The 20,034-nt window shown below is 31.6% G+C and carries 16 protein-coding genes; 3 read left to right on the forward strand and 13 right to left on the reverse strand.

The features are described 5' to 3' along the window. Positions 1-29: 29 nt before the first annotated feature. Both QWY99_RS04415 and QWY99_RS04420 read left to right on the forward strand, forming a co-directional pair. Entirely contained in the window at positions 30-1,082 is a 1,053-nt protein-coding gene (locus QWY99_RS04415) for a hypothetical protein (protein ID WP_290261971.1), read from the forward strand. A gap of 17 nt (positions 1,083-1,099) precedes the next feature. Next, positions 1,100-1,960, forward strand: coding sequence for an SdiA-regulated domain-containing protein (locus tag QWY99_RS04420; RefSeq protein ID WP_290261975.1), 861 nt, complete (start codon positions 1,100-1,102; stop codon positions 1,958-1,960). Here the strand turns inward: QWY99_RS04420 and QWY99_RS04425 are convergent, their stop codons facing one another. Continuing rightward, the gene (locus QWY99_RS04425; protein WP_290261978.1) at positions 1,961-5,695 is read right to left on the reverse strand and encodes a metallophosphoesterase; all 3,735 of its coding nucleotides are present in this window, start codon (positions 5,693-5,695) and stop codon (positions 1,961-1,963) included. It lies immediately after the preceding gene. A gap of 25 nt (positions 5,696-5,720) precedes the next feature. On the opposite strand from QWY99_RS04425, the gene QWY99_RS04430 reads away from it, so the two are divergent. After that, positions 5,721-6,902 carry a Pycsar system effector family protein gene (locus tag QWY99_RS04430; protein WP_290261979.1) on the forward strand — a complete coding sequence of 394 codons (1,182 nt, stop codon included), beginning with the start codon at positions 5,721-5,723 and terminating at the stop codon, positions 6,900-6,902. A gap of 2 nt (positions 6,903-6,904) precedes the next feature. Here QWY99_RS04430 and QWY99_RS04435 read toward each other — a convergent pair whose 3' ends face one another. From QWY99_RS04435 to trpB, 12 genes are all read right to left on the reverse strand, one after another. Next, the gene (locus QWY99_RS04435; RefSeq protein WP_290261981.1) at positions 6,905-9,274 is read right to left on the reverse strand and encodes a GAF domain-containing protein; all 2,370 of its coding nucleotides are present in this window, start codon (positions 9,272-9,274) and stop codon (positions 6,905-6,907) included. A gap of 144 nt (positions 9,275-9,418) precedes the next feature. After that, positions 9,419-10,477: a nucleoid-associated protein gene (locus QWY99_RS04440; protein ID WP_290261983.1), complete on the reverse strand. Its 1,059-nt coding sequence runs from the start codon at positions 10,475-10,477 to the stop codon at positions 9,419-9,421. A gap of 64 nt (positions 10,478-10,541) precedes the next feature. After that, positions 10,542-10,901, reverse strand: a complete 360-nt coding sequence (locus QWY99_RS04445) for a four helix bundle protein (protein WP_290261985.1) — start codon at positions 10,899-10,901, stop codon at positions 10,542-10,544. Positions 10,902-11,022: 121 nt separating this feature from the next. Beyond that, on the reverse strand, positions 11,023-11,562 hold the full coding sequence (locus QWY99_RS04450; RefSeq protein WP_290261986.1) for an IS1096 element passenger TnpR family protein: 540 nt from the start codon (positions 11,560-11,562) through the stop codon (positions 11,023-11,025). A gap of 271 nt (positions 11,563-11,833) precedes the next feature. Next, a complete protein-coding gene (locus tag QWY99_RS04455) occupies positions 11,834-13,414 on the reverse strand; it encodes an MDR family MFS transporter (RefSeq protein ID WP_290261988.1) in 1,581 nt (526 codons plus the stop codon). A 77-nt stretch (positions 13,415-13,491) separates the two neighbouring features. Next, complete coding sequence (locus QWY99_RS04460; RefSeq protein ID WP_290261991.1) at positions 13,492-14,571, reverse strand: HlyD family secretion protein; 1,080 nt, start codon at positions 14,569-14,571, stop codon at positions 13,492-13,494. A 12-nt stretch (positions 14,572-14,583) separates the two neighbouring features. Continuing rightward, on the reverse strand, positions 14,584-15,909 hold the full coding sequence (locus QWY99_RS04465; RefSeq protein ID WP_290261993.1) for a TolC family protein: 1,326 nt from the start codon (positions 15,907-15,909) through the stop codon (positions 14,584-14,586). Then, on the reverse strand, positions 15,899-16,528 hold the full coding sequence (locus tag QWY99_RS04470; protein ID WP_290261996.1) for a TetR/AcrR family transcriptional regulator: 630 nt from the start codon (positions 16,526-16,528) through the stop codon (positions 15,899-15,901). Before QWY99_RS04470 ends, QWY99_RS04465 begins: the two co-directional genes overlap by 11 nt. A 332-nt stretch (positions 16,529-16,860) precedes the next feature. Beyond that, positions 16,861-17,079: a hypothetical protein gene (locus QWY99_RS04475; protein ID WP_290261999.1), complete on the reverse strand. Its 219-nt coding sequence runs from the start codon at positions 17,077-17,079 to the stop codon at positions 16,861-16,863. 187 nt (positions 17,080-17,266) lie between these two features. After that, positions 17,267-18,028, reverse strand: coding sequence for a tryptophan synthase subunit alpha (gene trpA / locus QWY99_RS04480; protein WP_290262001.1), 762 nt, complete (start codon positions 18,026-18,028; stop codon positions 17,267-17,269). A gap of 63 nt (positions 18,029-18,091) precedes the next feature. Next, a complete protein-coding gene (locus tag QWY99_RS04485; protein ID WP_290262004.1) occupies positions 18,092-18,829 on the reverse strand; it encodes a carbon-nitrogen hydrolase family protein in 738 nt (245 codons plus the stop codon). Positions 18,830-18,851: 22 nt separating this feature from the next. Then, positions 18,852-20,033 (reverse strand): tryptophan synthase subunit beta, encoded by a 1,182-nt coding sequence (trpB, locus tag QWY99_RS04490; protein WP_290262006.1) that lies wholly within the window; start codon positions 20,031-20,033, stop codon positions 18,852-18,854. Between the last annotated feature and the right edge of the window lies 1 nt (position 20,034).

A 20,034-nucleotide genomic window follows, 5' to 3' on the forward strand; every position in this document is an offset into this window, starting at 1 on the left:
AGTATAAATTTGTATCAAATATATTCAAAATGAGTGAACCTTTAATGTTTTTCAAAAAGCCATCGTATCCATTAACGAATCCACTTTTAGATTATTTGGAACGTTACGAACGAATCTCTAAAGTTTCGGTTTTTTATGATGATTTATTGCGGTTTTCGGGTGCTATAAATGTATATGATAAAAATGATAAAGACACTTTATGGATCCGAGTTTATTATAGCGAGTTTGAAAGAAATGAAATTGATTTGAATCTAAAAAAAATCTATTCCCTTTTGCATTCTGATGGTAACTCTGATATTATTCAATATTTAAATGTTGATGCAATTGATTATTGTACGTTTGGAAATTCTAAGCCTTTTAGAATTAAAGTTAGAAATATTTTGAATGACAATTATGTCCATTTTTATATTAAAAAGGCCGATGCTTCCCGAATTTATGGTTTGGAATTAGAGGAAATTTTATCTCCAGATAAAATTAACTTTCTGGTGTATAAGGATACTTTAATCGAAGAACATATAATTGGTATTCCGGGAGATATTTTTATGAGTACATTACTTAAGAACTGTACTGAAATGGAAAAGTCTCAGATTGCTAAAGAATTTGTAAAGTTTAATGAACGCTGTATGATTAGGCTTTTGGGAGATATGCGTGCGTATAATTATGTAATTGTTCCGATTCATGATTTTGATCAAGTAGTATATAAGATTCGACCAATCGATTTTGATCAGCAGTGTTATGAAGGGAATTTTAAAGTATACCGTCCGCAGTTTTTTAAAGAAAATTACCCAATGATTGAACTGGTTAAGGATAAGCTAGAAGACCGATCAATTGTGCAATATAAAGATGAGGAGCGTGCTATTTTAGCAAAACGAATTCACTCTGCTGATAACAGAATTAAAAAGTTATTGCTTATTATGAGTGAAGACTCTATTTCGCCAGAAGCAAATTTAAATCAACTAAAAATGGAATTATACCGTTATACTAATGATTTGAATTTTAAAAATGCTAGATCAATGGGGCATGTTATGTCGGCTGCATTTGGTTTTATTACTAGAAATTTCAAAAACACTAATCTAATATAGACTCTTAAAATTATTATATGAAAAATTATATCGCTCTTGTTGTTGCATTTATTTTGTTGGCTTGCCAGCAAGATTCTAGTGTGTTGAAAACGTTATATCCATTACCAAAAAAACTAAAAGAGGTTTCTGGAATTACTTATTTTCCAGAAACAAATATCCTTTGGGCATTGGAGGATAGTGGTAATGCTAATAAAATTTATGGGTTAAACACCCAAGGCAAAATTGCTAAAACAATTACTATTACAAACGCTACGAATATTGATTGGGAAGATATTACTAAAGACAAAGCGGGCAATTTATACATTGGTGATTTTGGAAACAATGATAATATCCGTAAAGATTTATGTATTTATAAAATAGATAAATCAGCTTTAGGACATGAAAATGCTGTTTCTAGTTATAAAATTTCGTTTGCATATCCTGAGCAAAAAGATTTTCCCCCAAAGAAAACCCAACTATTTTATGATGTTGAGGGATTCTTTGAGTTTAAAAATAATTTCTATTTATTTACAAAAAACAGAAGTAAGAATTTTGATGGTACTGCATCTATTTATAAAATCCCTAATGCTGCAGGGACTCAAAAAGCTACTTTAATAGGAACTTTTAAGACATGTAGTAATTACAATCATTGTGCAATTACTAGTGCTGCAATTAGTCCAGATATGAAAAAAGTGGTTGCTTTATGTCATGATAAATTAATAGTTTTTCAAGGTTTTAAAGGCGACAATTTTCATAAAGGGACGCAAACGGAAATTGATTTAGATCACTTTTCTCAAAAAGAAGCTGTTGTTTTTAAAGACAATAAGACATTGTTAATAGTTGATGAAAAAGCCAAAAAAATTGGTGGTAATGTATATGAATTTAGTTTTAAAAAATAATTAAAAACCAAATCCTATACCAAACGCAATTCTAGCTTCTTCGTCAACACTTTTAAAGTAAGTAAGTCTAGCAGTGATTACATCTAATCCGTTGAGCCATAAACCGCCTCCAACGGATTGATGCCATTTGTTTGAGTTTTCTCCTGTAACCCAAACACGACCATAATCAAATCCACCTAGAATTCCGTATGACATCGGTAAGATACTTTTTCTTATTTTTCCTAAATTCCAACGGACATCACTACTTTGATAGAACGATTGATTACCTAGAAAACGTTGATTTCTATATCCTCTTAAATCGTAGTCACCACCCAAAGTTGCTCCTTGAAAAAAGTCGAAATTATTATTGAACAATATTTTTGACTTGATTATGGTTGCAAAAACAAGTTTACCATTTGAATCAATTTTATGATTGAAATTAATTTTACTTTCTAATGATGGAAAATTTTGTTTGTTATCATCTAAATTGATTTTCCAATTTCCTGCTATCGAAAATCCAAATCCCATTGATGGGAATGACGGAAGATCGTAATTCTCATAGCTGTATTTTACTGTTGCTCCTGCGTATTGCTGACTTTTAAATACATCAGGATTGGCAACTCCTGGCATATTTATGTATCTGCCTGAAGTTTCTTCGATTCTAATTTTCTCAAAAGACGTAGCGAAATTTATTTCACTTCCATATTTGCCTACTTTCTTAATAGATGGGGCTACTTTTATAGCACGCATACGAACACGGTTGTAATTCATTCCTAAATCTTCATCGTTGTTCACTGTCTCATTACCATAGCCAAAATAGTTTATCGTAAAATTTGGGCTGGTTAAGATTGATTGTACATCAAAATCCCATTTGCCTAAAACTTTAGGAAAATGTCCGTCGTAAATAAGTTCATACCCATCGGTTGCAAAAAAGTAATTGGCTTTTAAGATGTGTTTTTGAGTATATGGATTTTGGTTGAATTTGTTTACAGTGTAATTGGCAATGAAACCTAATTTTACTCCATCGTCTGGATTAAAACCACCATAAGGTAGGCCTGAGAAAGCATTATATTTTGGTTTTTCATAGTCATATAGATTTTTTTCGTAATCATCAGTAAGTGTTGTTTTGGTTCTAGAATCTATATCGTAAGTATTCTTTTTTGATTTAAAATCGTTAATCTTTACTCTTTTTCCGTTAGAAACTAAGTAGGTATCATTGTTTTGACCACCAATCAAACGAATGTTTATTCGAGAATTAAAATCACCTTTAACTTCAAAAACATCATCGTCATCCAGTCCATAAACCCAAATGTTTTTGGTTTTACCAGCTGAGAAATTTTTTGTGTAAATTAATTCTTCACCGCTTTTTTTAATGCGATATACTTCAACGTCAAGTTTGTTTTTTGCTTTATGTGTAATTATAAATTTATCCTTTTTATCTGTTCCAACTATTAAAACTGTCTTTTGTAGTACTCTATAATATTCGGTAGCATATTTTTGGAGCTCTTTTTTTCGTAGTTTTAATTTACGTTTGATATCTTCAATAGTTCCATCTTGTACTTCTTTTGGTAAATTATTAAAAGAAGCATCAATAGCGGCATCAGTTAGATTGTCTTGTATAAATTTGGCTTGTTCTAGCCAATCATTTTCATGAGCTGTTTTTAAGAAAGCAATATCTTGAGGATATGGCTCACGATTGAACCATTTTACATTTCTAATGTCATCTTTAAACGATTGCATATGACGTAGTGCTGGCATTTGCATTAAAAGAGAAAGTAATGCGCCATCGTACTTCGTAAAAGCCTGATCTCTATCTCTAGGTATTGGTTTGTATACAATTTTGTCTCCTACATGATATTCTCCCCAACGCCATTGATCACTATGCCTATCCCAATCTCCAATAAGCATATCAAATAAGCGTGCTTTTATATATTCTTTTTCGTCAATGGTATATTTTTCATCTTTATGAAGGTTTTTCATCACATCATCTGTACTGATAATATCCAATGGTTTTCCGAAACTTTTTAAACTTATCTGGCTACTAGATGGACGCTCTTCTACCATGTACAATTCGTCACCAAAATTATAATTATAGCCTTTAAGAGTTTCTTGCTTAGGAATATAATACAAAATGGGGTTGGTATGAGATAGTTCTATTTTATCTGCTAGATTACCTACAGCAAATGGTGCGTATGGATGTGAAGTTGTATAAAAATCAAATAAAAAATTTTCTGCATACGTATTGTCAAATTGATCTTCTACGAACTGATTTTTAAAAGCGACTGATTGAAGAAAACGAGATGCACTTTTTTTTAATGCACGCATGACATATTCTTTTCCGTTTTTGTCTACAATTCGTAATGATTTAGATTGATGGCCACCACCTTCTCGTTTTGGAGTGACACCTCCGAAAAGTGTGTCTAAAGAAAGCGTTTTGGCTTCAATTGGCATGCTGTAATATTTTCTGTAATGTTTTCCAAATAAAAAGTTATGAATAACACTTTTCTTGGTCATATTACTTGAATAAATGGATGCCTTTGTGGTTGGGTTAAACTTAGTTGGTAAGTTTTCATGATAGACAGTATCTTTTACTGTGATTATGTTTTGATCAAATAACAGTTTTTCTTTTTTATTTTCATTACCATAAAAAGCAAGTCTTGTGTCTCCATTTTTATAAAGTGTTAATGAAGCGTATCCATTACCTCCATATGAAAAATCATTTGGATATACAGCTCTTGCAGCCTCAGATTTTGAGCCTGCGCCACTTATGATTTGTTTAATATTACTTTTATTTATGTATTGTAAGTTATGATCGTGACCTGAAATAACGATGACATTGTCTTGACTTTGTAAAAGTGTTTTTATTCTTTTTACATACTCTGTATAGACTTTGTTCTGTATGTCTTGCGGACTTATCCCAGATGTTTTTCGGAGTAAATTGATTACTGAACCAATAACTGGAAGTGGGATTTTTTGCTCTAAAGGGAATAATTGTTTTTCTAAAGAAAATTGACCTCCATGTGTTCCATTACTCATTAAAGGATGGTGAATTGCCATCAGTACAGTTTTCTCTCTGTTTTTATTTAAAATGCTTTCCAATTCTTCAAAGAAACCTTCACGTGTTTTAATATCACAATTGTCATTCATAGTAGGATTTTCGTCCCAATCTTCCAGAAACCACTGGCTATCAATAGCGATTAATATGGTTTGTTTGTTGATTTTTAATTGTTCGATAGCGCAACTCTTTTGTGGTAAGAATGCTTTTTTATCTTTTAGGTATGTTGTAACAAATTTTGATTGACGTTCTATTCCTTCAATTCCGCTATACCAATCGTGATTACCTGGAATAAAAATGGTTTTTCCGTTAAATCCTTTAGTCAATTCTAACTGATTCGTTAGTTTTTTTTCTGCAAGTGCTGTAGCATCTTTATCTTTCGGGTTTGGAAAACCGTAAGGATAGATGTTGTCTCCTAAAAATAAAAGGGTAGCATTTTTATCCGAGTTTTGTAGTCTTTTGTGCAACAGTTCAAGGGTTTGTTGTGCTTGTTCTTCATCGGCATTTCCTGCATCCCCAAGTAAATACAAAGTGTGTGCAATTTTTGTTGTGTCTAATGCGTTTTGAGAAATAGGATTTTGAACTTCTTTTCCAAATTGAGCATGGTGTGTTGCACAAGATTGAATTAAAAAGAAACCTAAAAATCCAATAAAAAAAGTATTAATCTTATTTGTAAAATGATTTTCCGAAAACATTTTCATAATTTAGTCGTATAAAAAGAAGTTTATGAACCTATTAGAGCAGTCCGAAGATTTTGTTTATAACTTACTCAAAGATAAACTTTCTATTCTATATTCTTACCATAATTTTTTCCATACAACCAGTGTTGTTAATGCAGTTAAAGTATTATGTGATAATGAAAATATAGAAGGGGAAGATAGAGAGAAACTTTTGATAGCTGCATGGTTTCATGATACAGGGTATATTGAAGGTTTTGAAAATCATGAGAATGAGAGTATAAAAATTGTAACTGAATTTTTAAGGGATAAGAATAAGTCTGCAGAGTTTATTGAAATAATCTCTAGTTTAATTGCTGCGACAGTAAAAAGCTATGAGCCTCAGAATCATTTAGAAGAAATTATTAAAGATGCTGACTTTATACACATTGCTACTAGTGAGTATGTTGTAAGTTGCGAACGCTTAAGAATCGAGTTGAAACATACATTGAAGATGGAGTTTTCTGATGAGGAATGGGCTACAGAAAATTTAAATTTTTTAGAAAATTCACATCGTTTTTACACTAATTATGCTAAGGAAAATTGGCAGCCTTTAAAAGAAAAAAACATAAAAAAGATTCATAAAAAAATGGAAAAGATAGAGTCAAAAAGCACTAATGAATTTACTGAAGTAGGTAAAAAAAAGAAGGATAAGACTGAGAAGCCTGATCGTGGTATTGATACTTTATTTAGAGTGACATTAGGGAATCATACTCGATTAAGTGGTATTGCGGATAGTAAAGCTAATATTCTTTTGTCTGTAAATGCTATTATCATTTCGATTGCTCTTTCTACAATTATTCCAAAATTAGATAGTCCAAAGAATGCTCATTTAGTTATTCCAACATTTATAATGTTGATATCGAGTGTTATTACTATAATTTTTGCGATTCTTTCGACGAGACCAAAAGTTACTACAGGTATATTTACAAGAGAAGACATCGAAGCAAAGAAAATAAACTTATTGTTCTTTGGAAATTTTTATAAGATGCCTTTGCATGAGTATGAATGGGCTATGAACGAGATGATGAAAGACAAGGACTATTTATACGGTACCATGATTAAAGATTTATACTTTCTTGGTGTTGTTCTCGAAAGAAAATATAGATTATTGAGGGTTGCTTATAATCTTTTTATGGTTGGTATTATTGTAACAGTACTTGCTTTTATAATTGCATTTACAAACCTTTAGGACTAGTTTAATTCATCTAATAAATCCTGATATGTAATTTTTTTAGCTGCTTTAGTGTTGTTTATAACTTTTACACGGATAGCTTTTAATCCCGATACGCCTTGTAAATCTTCTACTTCAAATTGTTCCGTTTGAGGTTCTAGTATTTTCTTAAATTGTAAATATTTTATATATTTTAAATATTCGGCTTCTTCACTTACATGTGAATATACGATTGTAATTTTTTCTTTTTCTGTAATGCGTTCTGTAGTATTTTTGATATGTGCCTTATCGATACGTTTCTTTATTACTTCGTATCGTGCATTGTAAGTTCCGTCTACATCAAAGCGTTTTTCATCCATTCGGAAACGGATAGAAATAGGGGAGCTAAATACTAAAATTAGTGATGTTACATCAAGTTCGTATGGTAATGAGGCTTTTAGATGATGGTGTTCTAGTTCCATTTCGCATAATGTCTGTAACTGCCACAATCTTAAATTATGGAGGTACATTACGTCAAATGGTTTTGTTGGAGCAATAGAGGCCCCGATGTATAAATTATGTTCTATACCATCCGTTTTGAATCGTTCGTAATAATGAGGGTATATTTGTTGCGCTTCTATTTGTTTTTTATCAAGAATAATAGCAAGTTTTTTATTTATAATTGACATTGCATTGTCAAACTTCTTTCTTTCGTGATAAAATAAACCTGTTTTTTGGTCTAGACCTTCAAAGTATTTTTGTTCTAGATTTTCTGCTTCAGAATTGCTTTTTGTATTTTTTAAAATTGGATGAATTTCATTTTCAATATAGCGCTGTATTTGTTGTTCTGAATCTGCCTTTAGTGGAAAATCAAGTTCTTCAAGAAGCGATTGTAATTCAAATTTGCGTTGCTCAATCAGTATTAAGTTTGAATTTTCTTTTTGGCTTGTAAAAATTTGTAATAAGAGCTCTAACTGATTTTTTAAATCTTTTTTTACAGTTTCATTTCGATGTTCAGATGAGCCTTTAACATCAATTTGTCCATATAATGGAAAAACCTCTTTAAAGACAATTTCTTTAAAGATGAAGTCTTTTGCTTGATTGCTATTCTGAAAGTATTTTTCTGATTCTTCTCTAAATTTCCAATATACACTCGGATGAATTGTAGTATATTCTCTTTGAATTACTGCTTCTATCTGGTGTTGCATATCGGTATTGTATCTCTCTAATGTATCAACGAGATAGGGCAGAACGAGATCTAATTTTTGTGCATTTATGGTGTTCAGAGCTCTTGGTGTAGCCGAAACTAATTCGACAACCCCTAGCAGTTTGTCGTCTTTTATTACTGGAGCAAAAACGCAACTATAAATGTTTTGATTGCGCAAAAGTTCACCGAGTTTTATATTTTCATTATGTTGTATGAATTTTTCAACATTCGAAATTATAACTTGCTCTTTGTGTTCTAATAGCTTTTCAAAGGAACAACCAAAAAGGGCATTTTTACAATCCATTTCATGATTGTAAGGTAATAAAAAGCTAGAAATTTCACTGTTTTTATCTAGCTGAGGCGGTTTTATAAATTTCCCCTGTTCTGAGTTGTAAATTAAAAAACCGACTCTAAGATTTGGGATTTTAAAAATTGATCTAAATATGTCTTCAATGTTTTTGCTTGAAGTTATTTTTTTGGTATCTGATTTTAATAAATTGGTTTTTAAATTTGAAATAGCATTTTCTGTAGTAGCATCAAACAAAACTACAATACCAAATCCCTTTAGCGTCCAACTTCCAACAGGGAATTTCTCTTTCCATAGATCAATATCATCATAATTATCAATCAATAAGTCTATATCTTCTTGTGTTAGTTTTGGTGAATTGTTTGAAGGCAGTATTTCTAAAAAATCTGCATTATATAAAATACGGTAATGATTGATGATTCCATTTGAATCTGGAATGTCATAAAAAAAGGGTCTGTTAAAATCTATATTTTGTTTGTAGTAAGCGCTAAGTATTAAGCAACAATTGGCAATATAGAATTGTTCATCATTAAAATCGCGAATGGTTACATCAAAGTCAGTACCTGCATCGGTGAGTATTTTTTTGAATCTTTCGGTATAATTGAATGTGAAATTTTGAAACGGAACTGTAACTGCCTTAATTTCGTTATTTGTAAGTGCAGTAGGGAATAAATCTGCTAATAAATGATTGATTACAATTTCATGTTTTTTAATTAAAGAAAAATCTTCAATACCTTCATGAAATTCTGGAATGTTCTTTACCTCTTTTAATAGTGCTTTGGCATAATTAGATCTATAATCAACATCAGATTGTGCAATTTTCTCTAAAGCTTCAATGAGTTTATGAAAGGAAATTAGAGTTTTAAAAGGACTTTCTTGGAATAATTGATATTTCATGGCACCATAATTTATAGGGATACAAAATTACTAATATTCAATAATTTAAGTTCTATTTCTTGGTTTTATTTTACAAAAAAAAGCCTCAACTGCAATAGTTGAGGCCTTAATTTTAAGTAAAAGTGAAATTGAAAAGAATATAAACTAGCTTTTCTCTTCTTTGTTGAAGTAAACTAAATAATAATACATTTGTTTTTCTTCATCCCAACCTTTTTCTACAAATTTTTCAGCACTTTCAGGATTGATAAAATCCATTTTAATTTGTATATGTGTATCTAGGTTGATAACGTTTTTGATTGATTTTCTTGCGTCAGAAACTGCAGCGTTGGCAATAGGGAAGGTTGTAATATCTTCGATACTATATTTTTCACCTTTATCAACTTTGTAGTTTTTAAATTCTGGAATTAAATCAGGATTGTCTAATACTTCGTTTAGAAAGTTAGTTTCTTCGAATTGATCGTTCTTTGCAAAATAGTTTACAGAACGGTTCATAAACATTACTTCTTCTTTTTTGTCTTCAGCAGGTAATACCACATCTTTGGCGAAATTCTGACAGAATTTTAAGTATTTTTTGGTGATAAAGTTTTCATCTTCAAAAGCATCAACTGATAGGAAATGCTCTAACCAGTAACGTGCATCATAGCGGTTACTATCTACAGTTAAGATTTTGTATCCTTCTTCTTTTTTATAATTAAAGATTAAACATCCTTTGTCTAGTTTGTTAAGGTTGATACCTTGTTGCAAGATCATTTCAAGGTTGCTGTCTTTCTCTTCAAATTGTAAAAAGTCTGCTTGTAATTCGCTTTTAAAAATTCCAATTGCATCAACAACATTGTTGTCGATACTTAAGTTGGTTAAATACGTTACATAAACCTCTCCGTTTTTAATGTGTGGGTGGTTAGATTGCTCGTATAAATGTGTAGTAATTCTTTTTGAAACTTCCTGTAAATTTCCTGGATTGTCAAAAATCTCAGTAGCATATTTAAACATGTCGTTATAATCCAAATCGACTTCGTGTGCAAACTGATAATAGTTTTCCTCTTTCTCTCTAAAAGGCTTAAAAAAGTATTCTTTTATCAAAGGAACAATCTCATCATTTAAGTTAAAAGGTTGATCTGATAAAAAAATTGCTTCGTTTCTGCTCTTGTTTCCTACGCGGTGAATCGCAAGCGTGTCGATGTGGGTGTTGAAAAGGTTTATCATATAAATATTAAGGTGCTAAGTAACTAAGGTATTTTTAGATAGGAAGGAACAAAGGGACAAAGCTTTAGTTTCTTTGCTTTATTTTTCGAATAAATGAACTTAACATTCGTTCGATTTCCTTACTATCTTCATTTATTTTATTAAATTGAATTTCGTTTATGTATTTTAGATTGAATGAAATTTCAAGTTGAGTTTGCATTTCGAATAATGACGAAATCGAGATATTTAAAAAACGTAAATAATCATTATTCCCGTTTCTACCATATCCTTCAGCTATGTTGCTAGGTATTGATATTGAACTTCGTCTTATTTGTGAAGTTAATCCATAAACCTCTTCTTTGGGAAATGAATTTGTAACTTGATATATTTCGGTAACTAAGTTCATTGATTTTTGCCAAATCAAAAGCTGTCTAAAAGTATTCATATTTTATATTTAAAAACCATAAATATAAAGAAAGAATTTTCTTGTTTATTTAAAATCGTAAGATTTTAAATAAAATCCTCTGAACCTTTTTTTGCTATGTAGCTTTGAACCTATAAAATAACTAATTCCAATTCTCTTCAAATCCATAATCTTCGAAACTATCGTCTCCTTCGAACATGTCTAAATCGTCTTCGTCTAGATCATCTTCAAATTCGCCATAGATATCGTCATGCATATCTGCTTCGAAATTTTTCTCACCTGAATCGTCTGGCATTTCTCCATGAGAGAAAAGAGTTTCTGGATAAGTATTTCCAATAGCTTGATCTTCTATTGCAGCTAATTCAACTAAAAAGGTCCACATATGTATGAAATCGTAGACGTAAATAATTTTAGTATTCTCTTTATCTAGTATATCAGATAAAGTATAACTGCTCATTGTTTTTTGTTCACCAAGAACATCCCCAGTATCAAAAAGAGGAATTTCTTCTTCTTGATTCCAAGTTTCATCGCAGGTATAAAACGAAGCTACTTCCATCCCGTCAAAACCAAAAGAATTGAAGATGGCATTGTGTAAATCTTCTAAAGTGTCTTCTTCAAGAATTGCTATATCTCTAAAAATATCTTCTTCTGCATCTAGAATTACTCTAAATTTATAAACCATAACTTAACTATTTTTTTGTTTTTTATTGCTGTTGAAAAGCAAGTGCAAATATACTCGATAAATATTATTTCACAATGAAATAAATTTTTATTGTGTTTCAGATTACCGCTAAATTTTTATTATGGGAGTCGGATATTATTTTGTTTTTGTTCAATAATAACAGCATTTTTTTATTCGAAAACTGGTTTGTATAAATAAAAAACCATTGTGAAAGTTTCTTTCACAATGGTTTAAAATATAGGTTTAATCTGTTTATTAGATGGTTGCTATATTAGTGCATCGCATCTGCAGGATTAATTTTGTTTTTTCCTTTTTTGATTAAGAATATTATCGGAATACAGACTAAAAACATAATACCTAGATATAAAAAGATATCCATATATGCTAAAACTGTACTTTGTTTCATTATCGTAAAATCGAGTACTTGATGTGCTTTGGCTAATGCTTCATTGCTACTAAAACCTTTGGACATAAAACCTTTTTGAAGTAATTCAACTCTTTGTTGTACTTCTACTTTAGTGACATCTAGATGCGCTACTAAATCAACACGATGTTTCTGGCTGAATCTTGTAATGAAGGTAGTAATGATTGCAATACCAAATGAACCTCCTAATTGTCTCATCATTCCAGTAAAAGCAGCTCCTTCACCAATATTCTTACCTTGTAAGGTAGAAAGAGATAATGTTGTAATTGGTACAAATAGTAATCCTAAACCAATACCTCTTAAAATTAATGGCCAGAATAAATGTTCAACGCCAGTATCGGGCGTCATATTATTATACATCATTAAGGTAAAGAAAAAGAAGATCAAAAATCCAACTCCTACCATATACCCTTGTGGAACTCCTCGCTGAATTAATTTACCAATAATCGGCATCATAAAAGCGGTTGTTATAGATCCCGGAATAAGTAATAAACCTGCATCGGTAGCTGTCCATCCTAAGATAGATTGGGTGTAAATCGGAATGATTAATGTTGATCCATAAAGTCCGAAACCAAGAATGAAACACATTATAGTTCCGATACGTAAGTTACCATCTTTAAGAACACTTAGGTTTACAATCGGATGTTTATAGGTGAGTTCTCGCCATATAAATAGTACCAATCCCAAGACTGTTACGACACTTAATGTTACAATTAATGAATCATTAAACCAATCGTCTTGTTGTCCGTGTTCTAATACAAATTGTAATGAACCAATAAACGATGCTAGGAAAAAAATACCCCACCAATCAACTTGTTTGGCTTTTAGTTTCTCACCATATTTTGGACTTCTAACAAATGAGATAGCCAAAATTGTAGCGATAATACCAAGTGGAATATTGATATAAAAAATGTAAGGCCAAGAGTAATTATCTACTAAATATCCTCCTAAAGGCGGACCTAAAGTTGGACCTACAATAACCCCCATTCCGTAAATAGCTTGAGCCATTCCTCGTTTTGCAACGGGATAACTCTCTGTTATGATGGTTTGAGCTGTAACTAATAAGGCACCACCACCGAGTCCCTGAATAAATCTAAATGCGATAAGTTCCCATATGTTTGTGGCATTACCACATAAAAAAGAAGATATGGTGAAAATTATTATTGATGTTACAAAATAATTTCGTCTTCCAAATTGTTGTGACAACCAGCTTGTCATTGGTATTACTATAACATTTGCAATAGCATAAGCAGTAATTACCCATGCAACATCTGTTAATGTGGCACCAAGGCTTCCTCTCATGTCTGTCAATGCTACGTTTACGATAGTTGTATCTACAATTTCTAGCAAAGCACAAAGCACTGCTGTTATTGTAATTAAAACTCGTCTGTAGCCATATTCTACTAAATCATCTTGTGCTTGTACCATTTTGTTCTATTAGAATGCTTTTCAAAAATGAATGTGTAATTCTAGTTTTAGAGAAATAATCCCTAATTAGTGAGATTTTATTTTAAATGTACATCTACATCTACATTCATTCCTGGTCTTAATAATTTTATTTTTTCAACATCATTGCTTTCGTCCAAGTTAATTTTTACCGGTAATCTTTGAATTGTTTTTACAAAGTTTCCAGTTGCATTGTCAGGTGGAAGTAATGAAAAACGTGCTCCAGTTGCAGGTGAGAATGAGGTGATAGTTCCTTGAAAGTCATAGTTAGGATAAGCATCTACTTTAAGAGTTACCTTTTGACCAATAACCATTTTGTCAAGTTGCGTTTCTTTAAAATTTGCAACAACCCAAGCTTCTGAGTTATTGATGATGTAAAATAAAGATTGTCCTGGTTGTACCAATTGTCCTGGTTGAATATCAACTTTAGAAACCTGACCATCGATTGCAGCAGTAACTACTGTGTATGACAAGTTTAAATTTGCTACATCTAATAATGTTTTTGCTTTTTTGATGTTTGCTGCAGCTACTTCTGTTTGTTTGTCTGTAGCTTTAGATTTTGCCTGAATAACCGATTTTTGGTAAGAACTTGCTCTTTCTTGTTGTTGCAAAACGCGTACTTGACTTTCTGCTTCTTCTTTTGCAGTTAATGCTTTCTCGTATTGTTGTTTTGTAATTGTATGGCTTTTATACAAATTGTTGTAACGATTGTAATCATTCGTTATTTGTACTAATCTAATTTTTGCACTTTCTATGTTTCCACTTGCAGATCTTACATTTGCATCCGAAACCGAGATATTTGCAATCGCACTTCCAATATCAGCTTTAGCAGCTTCGTATGAACTTTCTGCGCCTAATAAAGCAGCATTGGCTTCATCAATTTTTAATTGATAATCTCTTTTATCTATTGTAAATAAAGTATCTCCTTTTTTTACAAAGTCATTATCTTTTACATAAACCTTACTAATATATCCTGAAACTCTTGGAATAATTGGGTTCATTTTTTTCTCTATTTGTGCATCATCCGTTTGTTCATGAGCAAGAGAATGTAAGTATTTGTAGATTCCGTAAGATCCACCAACCAGAACCAAAATAACTAGTATAATTGTAAATTTGGTATTTGTTTTTTTATTTTCCATGTGGGCTATCGATTATATTTTTGTAAGATTGAATGATTGTGATAATTGTCCTGTTGCCGAAAGCATTTCGTAATAGCTCTGTATTATATCGGCTTTAGATGTAGCAGTGTTTACTTTAGCACTAAGTTGTTCTACATCTGCCTCAAGTAAATCATTAGTGTCAGCAAGGCCATTGTCGAATTTATCTTTTAAGATTCTGTAATTTTCTGATGCTTGTTCTAATGCTAAATCATAAACTGAACTTTGTTTTAAAGCTAAATTATAATTTTCTATTGCTTGTTGCACTTCAATTTTAATGTAGTTTGTTAGAATTTCTTCTGAACTTTTTACCTCATCAGCTTTACTTTGAGCATGTTTTATATCAGCTCCTTTTTTTAATATTCCGCTAAGGTCGTATGAAACGCCAACTCCAAAATTCATTGCATTTTGTACCGTTAGTATGTTTCTAACATCAACAGCAGCATAACCACCTAATAAAGAAACAGTAGGGTAGTAAGCGCTTTTAGCCATTTTTATGCTAGATTCACTCGCTTTTTCTTGATAGCGTAATGCTTCTAAATCTTTACGATTCTGTAAAGCAGGTTGCTCATTCGATGGAATATTATCCGTTTTATAATTAATAAAATCATTCTCTCCAACAGTTATTTTAGCAGAAGAATCTAATTTTAGTAATGTTGTTAACTGGTAATTCAGAATGTTTAAATTTTTATTAGCCTGATCGATTGAGAGCTGTATTTTAGAAACTAACAATTGCGATTTCAATAAATCATTTCTCGGAATGATTCCGTTTTTCTCTAATTCGATAAAATCGGCTACACGCTGTTTTGCTTGTTTTTGATTTTCATTTAAAAGTTCAATTGTTTTTTGAGTTTTGTATAAATCAGAATAATTTTTCACAACTCTTAATGCAATGTCTTCTTTGGTTTTCAATGAATTTGCAACTTCAGCTTGGTATAAATTTTCAGACAATTTAATGCTGTTCTGAATTTTAAAACCTGCAAATACTGGTAAGCTTGCACTAAGCTGTCCTAGCATTAATTGATCGACATTTGGTGCTGACCCAGAACCATTATCTTGATTCATTTTTAAATTTACATCTGCACCAGCCAGTCTTTGAAATTGTCCTGAGGCTTTTAAATCAGGGTACTGGTTGTTTTTTGTAGATCTAAGTTCGTACTTTTTAGTGTTGACTTTTGTGTTTGCCAACGTGACTTCGTCACTCTTCTCCCAAGCCATTTTTACGGCATCATCTAGGGTAAGACTCGTTTTTTCTTGAGCTTCTAATGAGGATATTCCGATTAGGAAAACCCCAAAGAGCATAATTGGATTAATTTTCATAAACAAGTAAGGCTTTTATAGTTTGTTGAATGTGTTTTGTTAAATGTGTTTTTATGTAATCTGTATATAAAGCTTCAGTATTTAAGTCCAAGATATTCTCGAAGAAAACTTTGTTCATATGGAAATGAAAAAATGTTCCTAGAATGGTAGGAGTTATTAATGGGATGATCACATCTTTTCGGAAGACTCCTTTTTCTTGACCTTCTTTAATAATTGTTTCTAATGATTTAAGATTGCCTTTTTTTAATTCGGTAAAGTGAATTAATGTCTTTTCCCTTTTTTTAGATGTTAATTCAAAATGCATAATTCTGAAAATACCTCCATTACAATTGATCTTATTAATATAAAGCTCGATCAATTTATTTACTTTCTCAATAGGCTCTAAATTTTCTTGTAATAAGTTCTCTAATTGTAATTTTAGATCTGATGTTCTGTATATAATTAACGATTCGAGTAATCGTTCTTTAGAACCAAAATAATACGACACCATGGCAATGTTAATTTTTGCTTCTTTGGCTATGTTTCGTATCGAGGTTCCCTCAAATCCTTTATCAGAAAAAAGTTTTTCTGCTACCTTGAGAATTTGAATTTTTTTCTCGTTTAATTCAATGTTTGACATGACTGAGTTTCTAATCGGGTACAAAATTAAACAAGTGTTTAATTTAAACAGCTGTTTAGTTTTTATTTAACACAATATTAACTAAAATTTCGCTTTGTAAGTGAATGTTCGTTTTGTTATAGTTTGTTGATTTTTAGTTTTTTGTGTTGGTTATAACGATATAGTTTGTTTTGGTTTTAAGGTATTATTTGGTATTGAAATAAAATATTTTTTCACAAATTGTTCTTTTTGAAACCAATCATAATACATTAATTCGATGTTCTTTATTTCAAATTCTCCAAAGTTATAGCCACGGTATTTGTGCAGTTTTTTTAAGAATAAATCCGTGTTTTTTATTGGTTTTTAAACCGTACAATTGTTAAATGTGTAGTCGATAACGGATAGTGTTTGTCGATACTTTGTTCGAGTGTAGTTTGTTTAAATAATCTACGAAGAGTATCTCGTAAATTGTTTATGATTGCATCGCTTGGAAATCTTTGAATCATAACTGCCGAAGGAGAAGCAGTAATTCCTTGTAGATTAATTACTGATTTATTAAACCAGTAATGCATTTATCTATTACAGCAACATAATCTTGTAGTGAAATGTTGTTTATGTTGAAACCATCATAACAAGATATAATGAACATTACTGTAATGTGGATATCAGAGTTTGGGTAATAATATTAAGAAGCATCAACTTCTTTTAACTCATTTAAAAAAAGTTGATGCTATTTTTTGAATAGACCTAACTATATAATTATTTTATTGCTTTTACAAAATCGGCAATATGTTGTGTTCCTTTTTCAGATAAGTGTTTTATAAAAGCACTTCCAATAATGGCTCCTTTTGCAAATTTAGTAGCTTGATTGAATGTTTCTTTATTCGAAATTCCGAAACCAATAACCTGCGGACTTTTAAGATTCATTTTTGCAATTCTTTCAAAATAACTTTCCTCTGTATTACCAAAACCAGATTGAGAACCAGTTACGCTCGCAGAACTTACCATATAAATGAATCCGTTTGAAACACTATCAATAAACTGGATACGTTCATCAGATGTTTGTGGCGTAATCAAGAATACATTTATGATTCCGTATTTCTCAAAAATAGCTTTGTATTGTTCTGCGTAGACATCTACGGGAAGATCTGGAATAATTAACCCATCAATACCAATTGAAGCACATTTTTTGCAAAACTCTTCGACACCGTATTGTAATATAGGATTAAAGTAACCCATTATAATCAACGGAATTTTTACGCTTTCGCGGATATTCTCCAGTTGGTCAAATAAAACTTTAGTTGTCATTCCGTTATGCAACGCCTGAGTTGAACTAGCTTGAATAGTTGGTCCATCAGCCAAAGGATCACTAAATGGCAATCCAATTTCAATCATATCGATTCCATTTTTTTCTAAATCCTGAATGATTTGTACTGTGTCATTAAGATTTGGATATCCTGCAGAAAAATAGATAGAGAGTATCTTTTTGTCTTCCTGTAATTTTTGATTTATTCTGTTCATTGCTTTTTGTATTTTATTCCTATAAGTTTTAAAACTTTCTAGGTGTTTTTATTTAAGTTGTGTCTAATCAATTATAAGCTGGCTTGTCCAAGACTCATTTTCGTTTTTAACCAATAACAAACCAGAATCAGAGTCATTCATTTGAGCGATTAATTCCCCTTGCTTATTCCAAAATGCACTTTTTCCACCAGAAGGATATCCCCATGATTCTCCGCTAAAGTTAGCCATAAGTACATTCATGTTATGAATGCTAGCATATTTTTGTAATGCCTTATGAGCAACAGGTATCCCGTTTGGTGAAAAGAAAATACTTGCGATATAAATTGCAGTTTTGTTTTTGCTTGCATTTTCAGGATGCAAAGGGTTATCGATGTCAGCACAAATGGCAAACGAAATCTTTTTGTTTTCTATTTCAATAGTTGGGTTATAATCAAATGAAGATTGATAGTAAACATCTTCACCTTCATGAAGAAATTGTTTGGTGTAAATTGAAACGGAATTATCGGGTGCTATAATAAATTCACCAATGAATAATTGGTCTTTAATTTTTATTGGTGCTCCTGCAACGATGACAATTTTATTTTCTACAGCCAATTTCTTTAAAGAATCTAAACGAGAATCATTTTCTATGAAAACGAGGTTGTGAGCTTCTTCTCTTTCGTAACCCGTAATTGATAGCTCTGGAAACACAATTAGGTCAGCTCCGTTAGTTACTGCTAATTTTATAAGACGATAATGATCCAATAAATTTGAATTTATATCTCCTCGTTTTGGTTTTGTCTGTGCTGCTGCTAGAATCATTCTTGTTTTGTTGTCTTTCTTATTATAATTTGAAATAATCGATATAAGTATTTAGATCTTTATCTCCACGGCCTGATAAATTGATAACCACAATCTCGTCAGGACCAAATTTCTTTTGCTCTAGAACTGCAAATGCATGCGCACTTTCGATTGCTGGAATTATTCCTTCCGTTTTAGATAATTGTAAACCAAATTGCATTGCTTCATCGTCGGTAATCGAAATAAATTCGGCTCTACCAGAAGCAAATAAATGGGCGTGCATTGGACCAACTCCTGGGTAATCTAATCCTGCAGATATTGAATAAGGCTCGGTAATTTGACCGTCGGGAGTTTGCATTAATAATGTTTTACTACCGTGAATGATTCCTATTTTTCCTAATGCAGATGTTGCTGCACTTTCGCCAGAATTAACACCTAAACCAGCTGCTTCAACTGCAATGATGTTTACGTCTTTTTCGTCAAGGAAATGATAAAATGCTCCAGCAGCATTACTTCCTCCACCTACGCAAGCAATAACGTGATCTGGGTTTTCTCGACCTTCTTTTTCTAATAATTGTGCTTTTATTTCGGCAGAAATTACACTTTGAAAACGAGCTACCATATCAGGATAAGGATGTGGGCCAACTACTGAACCAATGATGTAATAGGTGTCAACAGGATTATTAATCCAATCACGAATGGCTTCGTTTGTAGCATCTTTTAAGGTTTTTGAACCAGAAAGTGCTGGACGAACTTCGGCTCCTAGCATTTTCATACGTGCCACATTTGGAGCCTGACGCTTAATGTCGATTTCTCCCATATACACGATACATTGCATTCCCATTAAAGCACAAACGGTAGCTGTTGCAACACCGTGCTGTCCTGCTCCAGTTTCGGCAATAATTCGGTTTTTACCCAAACGTTTTGCGAGTAAAATTTGTCCAATGGTATTGTTTACTTTATGCGCTCCTGTGTGGCATAAGTCTTCTCTTTTTAAATATATTTTGGTATTGTATTTTTCTGAAAGTCTTTTTGCAAAATACAATGGAGTAGGGCGACCTACGTAATCTTTTAGCAAAGCATCAAACTCAGCTTTAAAGCTTGGTTCTTCGGTTATTTTTAAATAATTCTGACGTAGTTCTTCTACATTAGGATATAGCATTTCGGGAATGTAAGCTCCACCAAATTCGCCGTAATAACCTTTTTCATTAACGTTGTATGACATG

The sequence above is a fragment of the Flavobacterium branchiarum genome (assembly GCF_030409845.1).
GTDB lineage: Bacteria > Bacteroidota > Bacteroidia > Flavobacteriales > Flavobacteriaceae > Flavobacterium > Flavobacterium branchiarum.

Coding starts and splice junctions, on each gene's coding strand:
- QWY99_RS04415 (WP_290261971.1), top strand. CDS start 30: ATGAGTGAACCTTTAATGTTTTTCAAAAAGCCATCGTATCCATTAACG.
- QWY99_RS04420 (WP_290261975.1), top strand. CDS start 1,100: ATGAAAAATTATATCGCTCTTGTTGTTGCATTTATTTTGTTGGCTTGC.
- QWY99_RS04425 (WP_290261978.1), bottom strand. CDS start 5,695: ATGAAAATGTTTTCGGAAAATCATTTTACAAATAAGATTAATACTTTT.
- QWY99_RS04430 (WP_290261979.1), top strand. CDS start 5,721: ATGAACCTATTAGAGCAGTCCGAAGATTTTGTTTATAACTTACTCAAA.
- QWY99_RS04435 (WP_290261981.1), bottom strand. CDS start 9,274: ATGAAATATCAATTATTCCAAGAAAGTCCTTTTAAAACTCTAATTTCC.
- QWY99_RS04440 (WP_290261983.1), bottom strand. CDS start 10,477: ATGATAAACCTTTTCAACACCCACATCGACACGCTTGCGATTCACCGC.
- QWY99_RS04445 (WP_290261985.1), bottom strand. CDS start 10,901: ATGAATACTTTTAGACAGCTTTTGATTTGGCAAAAATCAATGAACTTA.
- QWY99_RS04450 (WP_290261986.1), bottom strand. CDS start 11,562: ATGGTTTATAAATTTAGAGTAATTCTAGATGCAGAAGAAGATATTTTT.
- QWY99_RS04455 (WP_290261988.1), bottom strand. CDS start 13,414: ATGGTACAAGCACAAGATGATTTAGTAGAATATGGCTACAGACGAGTT.
- QWY99_RS04460 (WP_290261991.1), bottom strand. CDS start 14,571: ATGGAAAATAAAAAAACAAATACCAAATTTACAATTATACTAGTTATT.
- QWY99_RS04465 (WP_290261993.1), bottom strand. CDS start 15,909: ATGAAAATTAATCCAATTATGCTCTTTGGGGTTTTCCTAATCGGAATA.
- QWY99_RS04470 (WP_290261996.1), bottom strand. CDS start 16,528: ATGTCAAACATTGAATTAAACGAGAAAAAAATTCAAATTCTCAAGGTA.
- QWY99_RS04475 (WP_290261999.1), bottom strand. CDS start 17,079: ATGCATTACTGGTTTAATAAATCAGTAATTAATCTACAAGGAATTACT.
- trpA (WP_290262001.1), bottom strand. CDS start 18,028: ATGAACAGAATAAATCAAAAATTACAGGAAGACAAAAAGATACTCTCT.
- QWY99_RS04485 (WP_290262004.1), bottom strand. CDS start 18,829: ATGATTCTAGCAGCAGCACAGACAAAACCAAAACGAGGAGATATAAAT.
- trpB (WP_290262006.1), bottom strand. CDS start 20,033: ATGTCATACAACGTTAATGAAAAAGGTTATTACGGCGAATTTGGTGGA.